Source organism: Pseudomonas sp. UBA6276 (genome assembly GCF_002438365.1).
GTDB lineage: Bacteria > Pseudomonadota > Gammaproteobacteria > Pseudomonadales > Pseudomonadaceae > Aquipseudomonas > Aquipseudomonas coleopterorum.
Genome location: NZ_DJUS01000155.1, coordinates 1 through 9,393 on the forward strand (window position 1 = coordinate 1; position 9,393 = coordinate 9,393).

General features: G+C 57.2%; 10 protein-coding genes and 1 pseudogene. 6 read left to right on the forward strand and 5 right to left on the reverse strand.

Translation table 11 applies throughout. The features are described 5' to 3' along the window. Positions 1-31: 31 nt before the first annotated feature. Positions 32-808 carry an iron-containing redox enzyme family protein gene (locus tag B2V21_RS17785; RefSeq protein WP_286917558.1) on the reverse strand — a complete coding sequence of 259 codons (777 nt, stop codon included), beginning with the start codon at positions 806-808 and terminating at the stop codon, positions 32-34. A gap of 141 nt (positions 809-949) precedes the next feature. On the opposite strand from B2V21_RS17785, the gene B2V21_RS17790 reads away from it, so the two are divergent. Further along, on the forward strand, positions 950-1,819 hold the full coding sequence (locus B2V21_RS17790; protein ID WP_286917559.1) for a LysR family transcriptional regulator: 870 nt from the start codon (positions 950-952) through the stop codon (positions 1,817-1,819). A 34-nt stretch (positions 1,820-1,853) separates the two neighbouring features. Here B2V21_RS17790 and B2V21_RS17795 read toward each other — a convergent pair whose 3' ends face one another. Genes B2V21_RS17795 through B2V21_RS17805 form a run of 3 tightly spaced genes read right to left on the reverse strand, consistent with a single transcriptional unit; the run spans position 1,854 to position 3,906 of the window. Further along, positions 1,854-2,090 (reverse strand): hypothetical protein, encoded by a 237-nt coding sequence (locus B2V21_RS17795; protein ID WP_286917560.1) that lies wholly within the window; start codon positions 2,088-2,090, stop codon positions 1,854-1,856. 1 nt (position 2,091) lies between these two features. Continuing rightward, a complete protein-coding gene (locus tag B2V21_RS17800) occupies positions 2,092-3,102 on the reverse strand; it encodes an NADP-dependent oxidoreductase (protein WP_286917561.1) in 1,011 nt (336 codons plus the stop codon). A gap of 3 nt (positions 3,103-3,105) precedes the next feature. After that, on the reverse strand, positions 3,106-3,906 hold the full coding sequence (locus B2V21_RS17805) for an SDR family NAD(P)-dependent oxidoreductase (RefSeq protein WP_286917562.1): 801 nt from the start codon (positions 3,904-3,906) through the stop codon (positions 3,106-3,108). Between the two features lie 143 nt (positions 3,907-4,049). Here B2V21_RS17805 and B2V21_RS17810 point away from each other — a divergent pair, with 143 nt between their 5' ends. The 5 genes from B2V21_RS17810 (at position 4,050) to B2V21_RS17835 (ending at position 9,135) form a co-directional block, all read left to right on the forward strand. After that, positions 4,050-4,619: a TetR/AcrR family transcriptional regulator gene (locus B2V21_RS17810; RefSeq protein ID WP_286917563.1), complete on the forward strand. Its 570-nt coding sequence runs from the start codon at positions 4,050-4,052 to the stop codon at positions 4,617-4,619. Positions 4,620-4,793: 174 nt separating this feature from the next. Beyond that, positions 4,794-5,588: a hypothetical protein gene (locus B2V21_RS17815; RefSeq protein WP_286917564.1), complete on the forward strand. Its 795-nt coding sequence runs from the start codon at positions 4,794-4,796 to the stop codon at positions 5,586-5,588. 165 nt (positions 5,589-5,753) lie between these two features. Next, positions 5,754-7,229 (forward strand): catalase KatB, encoded by a 1,476-nt coding sequence (gene katB, locus B2V21_RS17820; protein ID WP_376787126.1) that lies wholly within the window; start codon positions 5,754-5,756, stop codon positions 7,227-7,229. Positions 7,230-7,321: 92 nt separating this feature from the next. After that, positions 7,322-7,831 (forward strand): ankyrin repeat domain-containing protein, encoded by a 510-nt coding sequence (locus tag B2V21_RS17825; protein WP_286917570.1) that lies wholly within the window; start codon positions 7,322-7,324, stop codon positions 7,829-7,831. A 500-nt stretch (positions 7,832-8,331) separates the two neighbouring features. Next, a complete protein-coding gene (locus B2V21_RS17835) occupies positions 8,332-9,135 on the forward strand; it encodes an HNH endonuclease (protein ID WP_286917566.1) in 804 nt (267 codons plus the stop codon). Positions 9,136-9,204: 69 nt separating this feature from the next. On the opposite strand, the pseudogene B2V21_RS17840 reads toward B2V21_RS17835, so the two are convergent. After that, positions 9,205-9,393: pseudogene (locus B2V21_RS17840) on the reverse strand (ribonucleotide-diphosphate reductase subunit beta); the annotation flags it as partial.

Genomic DNA, 9,393 nt, shown 5'->3' on the forward strand with positions numbered 1-9,393 from the left:
CAGGTAGGGGTTTTGTCTTTCTGGCTGATTTTCAGATCCTGAGTGTGGAGGGTGCTTGCTCTTGGCTCGGGCGATACCCCATGGCATGGGCGATGCCGTTCCAGTACTGCTCCGTTAGTGTCATGAAATCATAGAAACCGTCTGCCAGCGCTGCGAACTCATCATCGTCGTGACACTCGAGAGTGGCTGTGTGAATCGCCTGTATCTTGTGCTCCTTCTCGGCATTGCCGATATGGACGTAGAAGTACTCGCAATGCTCGTGGAATTCGTCGTTGGAAGCGTAGAGATGCTGGTAGTGCCGCACGCCCTCATACAGGCGGGTGAGCGTGGAAAATGCGAGCCATTCCTGGGCCAACAGTGCGCCCAATGCGCGCTGACAGCCACTTTTCTCAGGCGTGCGGGTGTACAGGGCTTGCTGCTCAGCCACGAACTGGCGAGTGCTTGGCAGGATCAGATCATCGCTCAGCTTTGTCACTGGCGTGTAAGCAACCGCTACTCTGCTCAGGAGATCGGTCAGGAAATTCTCCAACAAATGAATGTGGGCTTTCTGCGGTTGACCGTAGCCGTATTCGGAGTACAGATTCTTGGCAATCTCGACGCGGGCGCAGAGGTTGTCGGTGTGTACCAGCGACAATGCAAGCATTGTCGAAGTCTGCGAAGTTCTTACCAAATAATTCTTCGCAAACAGCGCCAGTTCATCAAAAGACAGCGGGGCGGCCAGCCAGCGTTCATAAAAGGCGTTATTCAAAGCGCCGTGCTGATGTACAGAGGTAGCGAGCTTGGTGATCTCTTCATAATAACCGGACATGCGCAGCTCCTTGTTTGTAACTTGGTGCTTCGAAGTTGTCGTTTGGTTTTTGATGCTGACTAGGCAGTAGCAGTAGAATCCATGGGCTAGGAGGCTCACACAACTAAAAATAAATGAATCGGCGATTCACCAGAGGTGTATATGGATATCTCGCAATTAAGGATGCTCACCGCTATCTATAAAGCGGGAAGCATCGTCAAGGCCGCCAAATCGGTGCATTGCGTACCCTCGAACGTGACAGCGCGCATGAAGGCCCTGGAGGCCGAGCTCGGATGCTGTCTATTGAATAGACGAGACAAAGGCGTCGAATTAAGCGCCGCTGGAAAGCACCTGCTGACTCATGCAGAAAAGGTGCTGGAGGCATTTTCCGAAGCACAGGCGTGTTTCGATGACACCCAAAAGCTCAGCGGTACGCTCAAAGTGGGGGGTATCGATTCTTTTGTCAGTACCCGCCTGGCCGCCATAGTTGCGGTGTTCACGCGTGAGTATCCCCAAGTGGTATTGGAGATCACTACGGGTACATGGCCGGATCTTGTAGAGAGCGTTGTGGAAGGGAGGCTGGATATTGCCATAGTTGCGTTTGCTCCAGTCAATCCGAAGCTCACTAGTCATAAGATCGCAGGTGAGCGGCCGGTGTTGGTTCATCCACAGGCGTGGTTGCAGCAGGGCCCCTTGGATCTGAACAACCGAAAGCTTCTGGCATGGCCTGAAGGGTGCCCTTTCCAGGCGGTGGCACTGGCCTGGTGCAAGGCGTCGTTGCAGGGTGTGGAGACAGTGGTGTGTGGGAGCTGGGGCGGCATCATGGCGTGTGTCGAGCAGGGGATAGGCATGGCGGTAGTCCCCAGGGGCGTCTACGACAATCATCGAGCATTTCTGAATGTGATGGCGCGCGACGAGCTGGTATTCCCCAGGGTGGACCATTACCTGTTGACCCATAAACGCGCGAGCGGGCATCCAGTTCGGGAAGGGTTCGCGCAACTGGTGTGCGGTGCATCCGTACCCTCGATTTGAGTGTACGGACCTCTTGAGTGTGGGTGTTCTCTATTCAGGTATTGAAGTCGACGGCTGCGGTTTGCAGCGCCTGGATACGTACACCGAAGCTCTTGATGCTGGATAAGGTCGCGTTATGGTGGTCAATGATCTGCGCAGCATCGGCATCTGGCTTGGACTGCGTAGTGTGAGCATCGCTGATCAAGGTGATTTCATAACGCAGGCCGTCGACGCTCAGACTAAGCGGTAATGGCTGTTTCTTCCATACGCCTGACCTTACCTGCTGCGACATTTCATGCAGGTGGTTGCATCTGGATCACCACTTTCCCCTTTGCGCGACCATTTCGGACGTGGGCCAGTGCGTCTGCAATCTTCGCGAAGGGATAGACCGTGTCGATCACCGGGGTGATGACACCGCTTTCCACGAGCTGGCTGATGTGTGCGAGTTGCTCGCCGTCCGCGCGCATGAATACGAAATCATAGCTGCAGCCCTGCTGACTGACCTGTTTGCGGATGCGGTAGCTCAACAACCGCATAAGTTGCTTCAGGGGCCAGCCGAGGCTCTGGCTGGCGGCGAACGCCAGGGTCGGGGGGCCGGAGATGGAGATCAACTGGCCGCCGGGCTTCAAGACCTTCACCGACTCGCTCAATACGTCCGATCCCAAGCTGTTGAGTACGACGTCGTAGTATTGCAGCTCTCGGGCGAAATCCTGCGCTTCGTAATCGATCACCTGATCGGCGCCCAAGGCCTTCAACCACTCGACATTGGCCGTGCTGGTGGTAGTGGCCACATAGGCGCCCAAGTGTTTGGTCAGCTGAATGGCGACCGTACCCACGCCACCTGAGCCTGCGTGGATCAAGACTTTCTGGCCCGGCTTGGCCTTGGCGGTTTCGACCAGGACTTGCCAGGCGGTCAAAGCCACCAAGGGCAGAGACGCTGCCTGGACCATGGTCAGGTTCACAGGCTTGGCGGCTACATACGATTGATCGATGGCAATGCGTTCGGCGAAGGTGCCGATACGCGACGGGTGCGGCCGCGCATACACCTCGTCGCCGGGTTTGAAGCGGGTGACATTGACTCCGACTTCGAGCACCACGCCCGCTACGTCATTACCCAATGCCAAGGGTAGCGTGTACGGCAGGATCAGCTTGAATTCGCCGTTGCGAATCTTGACGTCCAGCGCATTGACGCCGGCCGCATGCACCTGCACCAGGACGTCGCCAGCAGCCAGGGTGGGCTCGGGCATTTCGGCTATCTGGCCGACGACGCTTTTACCGTAACGATCGATGATGAACGCTTTCATGACTCATTGCCCAACAGTGGCAGAGGTCAGATAGCGCTCGGCCGGCGTTGCCTGGCGCAGATCCGCGAGCAGCAAATGACGACTATCATTGAGTGCCGTCCAGCGCTCGGCCACATGCAGCGGTGGGATGGTGACGAGCTCTCGAAGGTCGTAACCTGCCAGGGCGGCGTCCACCAGATCACCCACTTCCATGACTTCAGGCAAGGTCGCGATATCGATCCCGGAATGCTGCCAGATCTCGGTGCGTGTGGTCGCGGGCAGCACCGCTTGTACATAGACGCCCTTGGGGCCCAGTTCCGCTTGCAAGCCCTGGGACAGGAACAGCACGAACGCCTTGGTGGCACCGTACACAGTCATCTGCATCTCGGGAGCCAGACCCACCACCGAGCCAATGTTGACGATACTGCCATGACCCGCCTGCGCCAGACGCGGAGCGATGGCCGCTGCCAAGCGTGTCACTGCGGTCACATTGAGCGCGAGCAGGCTATCGAGGGCGCTGGCGCTTTGTTGGGTGAAGCCGCCGGCCTGACCTGCGCCGGCGTTGTTGATCAGGACGCCGATGCTGCCATCTTCGGCCAGGCGCTTCTCCACTTGAGCCAGATCTTCGGCGCGGGTCAGGTCCGCTTGCATGAGGTTGATGTTCACACCGTTTTCGTCGCGCAATCTTGCGGCCAGTTGTGCCAGGCGATCGCGGTTGCGTGCGACCAGGACCAGGTCGTGCCCGCGGCGGGCGAAACGTTCGGCGTAGGTGGCGCCGATGCCGGTGGAGGCGCCGGTGATCATTACAGTGGGGAGCGTGTTCATCGGAGGAGATTCCTGACGGCTAGATGGCAGCACTGCGCTGCGACGGATTTATGATGATGATCGAAATCTAAACCGTCAAGTATTTTGATGTCAGTCGACATCAATGTATACTCGGCTTCACTGTTCACCTCACAGGCATCGACATGAAAGTCAGCAAGGCACAGGCGCAGGCCAACCGTGCGCACATCGTTGAAACCGCCTCCACCCTGTTTCGCGAGCGGGGTTACGATGGCGTGAGCGTGGCTGATCTGATGGCCGCGGCCGGCTTCACTCACGGCGGTTTCTACAAGCATTTCCGCTCCAAGGCAGACCTCATGAGCGAGGCGGCGGCGTGTGGCTTCGCGCAGATGGAAGCCAGCACGGCTCAGGCCGAACGTGCAGCGCTGATCGAGGGCTACCTGTCGCGCGAGCATCGCGATGCACCTGGTGAGGGCTGCACCCTGGCGGCATTGTCGGCCGATGCCGCGCGCCAGCCTGAAGAGATCAAGGCGGTGTTTGCGCAGGGGATGGAGCGGATCCTGGCCGGTGTGGCGCCTGCTTCGGTCGAGGTAGACGAGGCCACGCGGCAGACCGCCCGGGCCGAGCGAATCAATGCCCTGGCGCACCTGGTCGGCGCACTGATGCTCTCCAGGGCGTGTCCGGACGACTCCGCGCTGGCTGACGAGATTCTGGAAAGCTGCCGGGCAACCGCGTTGGCACGTTTGCAGGGGTAGGGGTGCCTTAGCGGTAAGTTTTCGGGCGAGACGTCGTCATGCATGACACGGCCACGGGCGCCGAATTGATAGATACAGATGTGTTGGATGAACGTAACAGTGCGCCTGAGTTCTTTTATTGGCCAGTTTCCGAAGGCGCGTCGAATATTTTCTTTACCTGCATGAGTGCCCGCCATGATTGAACCGAACGCTTCCACACTCTTCATGGGCTGGGACGTCGGCGGCTGGAATTGTGACCGGAACCCGGCTAGCCGCGATGCTCTGGTCGTTCTGGATGCTGAGCGCCGGCTAGTCGGTAAGCCATGGCGGGGCAATCTGCGGCGGACGATCAATGAAGCAAGTTCCACGGAAGAGTTTGTCCATGGGCTGTTGAAGCTGTGTGCAATAGACACTGCAGTTCATCAGGCGCCCTGCCTGCTCATGGGCATCGACACTCCGCTGGGCTTCTCCCGACCTTTCATCGACCTCATCACCCGTGGCATGGCCGTGCCCACTGTTGGCGAGTCATCCAGCAACCCCTACCTGCACCGGCGTACCGAGCATTTTCTGTTCGAAAGAGGGCTCTATCCGCTGTCGCCGATCAAGGACATGATCGGTAGCCAGGCAACCAAGGGCATGCACGTGCTGGGGCGATTCGCGCCCGTTCGGCAAGCCTGTGGCGTATGGACGGACGGGCGGATGCTGAGGGCGATCGAAGCCTATCCCTCGGCGTGCAAACGGTCCGCCTGCATCGAGGCCTTGCGAGCGCCTTTCTACGTCGACGGCGCAAGCGTTCCGCGAATATTTGTACCGGGGCTTGAACACGTCGATGCGCAGGATGCGCTGACGTGCGCGTTGCTGGCCTGGGCCTTCGAGCATAGACCGCAATGGCTGGCTCAGCCGATGGCGGATATAGATCCGGTAGAGGGTTGGATATTCGTGCCGGAGGATGGGTTGCGAGCGTCGGTAGGCGCGGATTCTAGCCAGTAACACCGGTAGGCATCTTTGCCTATCAGACTGATAGGCTCTTCCAATTTAGCCACGCCAGTGGTTGCCGTTACCCTCGCGGTTTCTCCAGAACATAAGAAGCGTGAGGGATTCACTATGAAAATCAGAACCTTATCAGGGTATGCAGTTACTGCATTGGCCATCGGCATGTCTTTGTCGTCCGCGTTTGCCGATACCTTGACCCGCGACAACGGCGCCGCCGTCGGCGATAACCAGAATTCACAGACCGCCGGACCCAACGGGCCGGCGCTGCTTCAGGACGTTCAGCTGTTGCAGAAACTGCAGCGCTTCGACCGCGAGCGCATTCCAGAGCGCGTGGTGCATGCCCGTGGTACGGGTGTGCATGGCGAGTTCGTCGCTTCCAGCAACATCAGTGAGTTGACCAAGGCCAAGGTGTTTACGCCAGGCACCCATACACCGGTGTTCGTGCGCTTCTCGTCGGTTGTCCACGGCAACCACTCGCCGGAAACGCTGCGCGACCCACGTGGTTTCGCGACCAAGTTCTATACGGCGGACGGCAACTGGGATCTGGTCGGCAACAACTTCCCGACCTTCTTCATTCGTGACGCCATCAAATTTCCCGACATGGTGCACGCGTTCAAACCCGACCCGCGCACCAACCTTGACGACGATTCCCGTCGTTTCGACTTCTTCTCCCATGTTCCGGAAGCGACGCGTACGCTCACCCTGCTGTACTCCAACGAAGGCACGCCTGCAGGCTATCGCTTCATGGACGGCAATGGCGTGCACGCCTACAAGTTCGTCAACGCCAAAGGCGAAGTGCACTACGTGAAGTTTCACTGGAAGAGCCTGCAAGGTCTGAAGAATCTGGACCCGGAACAAGTCGTGCAAACCCAGGGCAAAGACTACGCGCACATGACCCATGACCTGGTCACCGCAATCAACAAGGGTGATTTCCCGAAGTGGGACTTGTATATCCAGGTGCTCAAACCTGAAGACCTGGCCAAGTTCGCATTCGACCCGCTCGACGCGACCAAGATCTGGCCTGACGTACCGGAGCAGAAGATCGGGCAGATGGTACTGAACAAGAACGTCGACAACTTCTTCCAGGAGACCGAACAGTTCGCCATGGCACCGTCCAACGTGGTGCCGGGGATCGAACCATCGGAAGACCGTCTCCTGCAAGGCCGTGTGTTCTCGTACGCCGATACCCAGATGTATCGCCTGGGCGCCAACGGCATGAGTTTGCCGATCAACCGTCCGCGCGTCACCGTCAACAACGGCAACCAAGATGGCGCCTTGAACAGCGGACATACCACCGGTGGGGTGAACTACGAACCGAGCCGTCTTGCGCCGCGCCCGAGCGACGACAGCGCGCGTTACAGCCAAACGGCTTTGAGCGGTACTACCCAGCAGGCGAAGATTCAGCGCGAGCAGAACTTCAAACAGGCAGGCGACTTGTACCGCTCCTATTCGCCCAAGGAGCAGCAGGATCTGATCAACAGCTTCGGCGGTTCTTTGGCTGACACGGATACCGAAAGCAAAAACATCATGCTGTCGTATCTGTACAAGGCCGATCCGGCCTACGGCACAGGCGTGACCAAAGTTGCCAATGGCGATTTGGAAAAGGTCAAACAGTTGGCCGCCAAGCTTCAGGACTGATGCATCCGATCACCGACCGTCTGACGACGGTCGATGATCTTCAGGAGCAAAACCTCATGCGATATTTCATTCCTTGGATCTGCTCGGTGGTGATGCTTTCAACAGCTGTCTTGGCCGATGACACACCGCCCCTCGATACCCGCCAGCAACTTCGTGAACTGTACTTCGACGCCGCACGTTCGGGCAGCACCGACCGTTTGGGCGCGTTCATCGAATCGCATTATGACTTGGACACCCGCGATGAAAGTGGCTACACCGCATTGATTCTGGCGGCTTATCACGGCCAGACGGCGGCTGTGGAGCAGTTGCTGGCGGCTGGGGCGAATCCGTGCAGCCAGGATAAGCGCGGGAACACTGCGCTGATGGGGGCCATCTTCAAAGGTGAAGTGAGCATCGCCCATCGATTGCTCAAGGCAGACTGCGCGACGGATGAGCGAAATAACTCGGGGCAGACGGCGGCGATGTATGCGGCGCTGTTTCAGCGCAAGGATATTCTCGAGGCGTTGGCGGCGAAGGGGGCGGATCTGGATGCGCGGGATGACAGGGGGAATGATGCACGGTCGTTGGGGGAGGGGCGGTTTAGTTCAGGTCCCTTGCGTTGAGTGCTTAACAGTTCCCCAATGATCGACGTAAGCACTGCCATTCATTCCAACAGTCCTCGGCAACCAAATCCCGATAGCCACGTTCGCTCTCCATATCCAAGGCGACGTCGAATGGACTGCAACACACATCGCATGATCACACATCTCAAGTACCTCGCAATGTAAAAGGGGAGAGCTTTTGTGGGCTGCGGCGAGTTGCAACACCGCCAAAGCGTCGAAATAAAGATTACGCGAAGCTGTTCCGTGATCTGCTATTAACCTCGGTTATTTGGGATGACCGAAGGGTGCGCTGATTGCAAGACCAGGGCTATTGATCGAAGGCATCCACTCCTGGACGTTTACTGGGTCTGAGAACAGGCCGCTGCCGAGGTCTGCTTCGGGATTGATAGTGGCCAGGCATGCTAGGCTGCTGATCGCGCTGCTGCATGATAACTCTAAATATCCTGTAGGAAATTTCCTCATGTTTGGTAGGCTTTTGCTACCACGTGGGAGGAAATGGAATGCCCGTAGTCATCGTTGAAAACGATATATCGCAATGGGAAGACGAGACAGGTTCCGTTTACCATTTTCCAAAGCGCTACCGCCTGTTTCTCACTCCGGGAACCGAGGTGATCTATTACAAAGGGCGCATCAAAGATAAAGCATTCGCCTCTACACGACTTAGTGGTGAGCCCCATTACTTTGGCAAGGCACGGATCGGCAAGATTTACGCCGATCGCGGCAGTGATAAGGGAGATCTTTTTGCGCTGATCGAAGGCTTCACTCCTTTTGAGCGCGCAGTACCCGCGAAAAGCGGTGGGGGGTATCTGGAGACCATTCCAGCGACCCGTCTGACAAACTATTGGCGGGATGGTGTTCGACCAGTATCCGAGGCTGATTATGATCTGATCTTGAGCCACGCGAAGCTTTTACCTACTCAGGTTGAGACGGATCTACCGGATATACAGGATGATCCGTTGACCTTCATATCCGCGAACGAAGGCAGCAAGACAAGCTACTTCGGAACCCGCTATGAGCGTCGCAAAGACCTGCGCGTGAAGGCTATTGCAATCCATGGACTGGGCTGCAAAGCGTGTGGTTTCGATTTTGAACAGGCTTATGGTGACCACGCGAAAGGCTTCATTCACGTTCACCACGTTGTACCTATTTCGGACTTCGGAGGCGAAAAAGCCGTCAACCCGGAAACAGATCTTGTGACGCTTTGCGCCAACTGCCATGCAATGGTCCACCGCAGGCGTGATATGACTTTGTCCCTTGGTGAACTGAAAAGCATGTTGCGTGGACGATGGGTCAAAAATACCTAAATCTCAGGCATAAAAAAGGCCGCCTAACAGCGGCCTCTTTCTAGTAGTGCAGAGTAGTGGGGTCCACCATCAATCCCAGCTCAACGCCCCACCCGTCTGATACTCAATCACCCGCGTCTCAAAGAAGTTCTTCTCCTTCTTCAAGTCCATGATCTCGCTCATCCATGGGAACGGGTTCGTGGTGCCTGGGTACTCTTCCTTCAAGCCAATCTGCGACAAGCGACGGTTGGCGATGAACTTGAGGTAGTCCTCCATCAT

Bases quoted from the DNA above. Each gene is read 5' to 3' on its own strand.
- B2V21_RS17785 (WP_286917558.1), bottom strand. From the start codon at position 808: ATGTCCGGTTATTATGAAGAGATCACCAAGCTCGCTACCTCTGTACAT.
- B2V21_RS17790 (WP_286917559.1), top strand. From the start codon at position 950: ATGGATATCTCGCAATTAAGGATGCTCACCGCTATCTATAAAGCGGGA.
- B2V21_RS17795 (WP_286917560.1), bottom strand. From the start codon at position 2,090: ATGTCGCAGCAGGTAAGGTCAGGCGTATGGAAGAAACAGCCATTACCG.
- B2V21_RS17800 (WP_286917561.1), bottom strand. From the start codon at position 3,102: ATGAAAGCGTTCATCATCGATCGTTACGGTAAAAGCGTCGTCGGCCAG.
- B2V21_RS17805 (WP_286917562.1), bottom strand. From the start codon at position 3,906: ATGAACACGCTCCCCACTGTAATGATCACCGGCGCCTCCACCGGCATC.
- B2V21_RS17810 (WP_286917563.1), top strand. From the start codon at position 4,050: ATGAAAGTCAGCAAGGCACAGGCGCAGGCCAACCGTGCGCACATCGTT.
- B2V21_RS17815 (WP_286917564.1), top strand. From the start codon at position 4,794: ATGATTGAACCGAACGCTTCCACACTCTTCATGGGCTGGGACGTCGGC.
- katB (WP_376787126.1), top strand. From the start codon at position 5,754: ATGTCTTTGTCGTCCGCGTTTGCCGATACCTTGACCCGCGACAACGGC.
- B2V21_RS17825 (WP_286917570.1), top strand. From the start codon at position 7,322: ATGCTTTCAACAGCTGTCTTGGCCGATGACACACCGCCCCTCGATACC.
- B2V21_RS17835 (WP_286917566.1), top strand. From the start codon at position 8,332: ATGCCCGTAGTCATCGTTGAAAACGATATATCGCAATGGGAAGACGAG.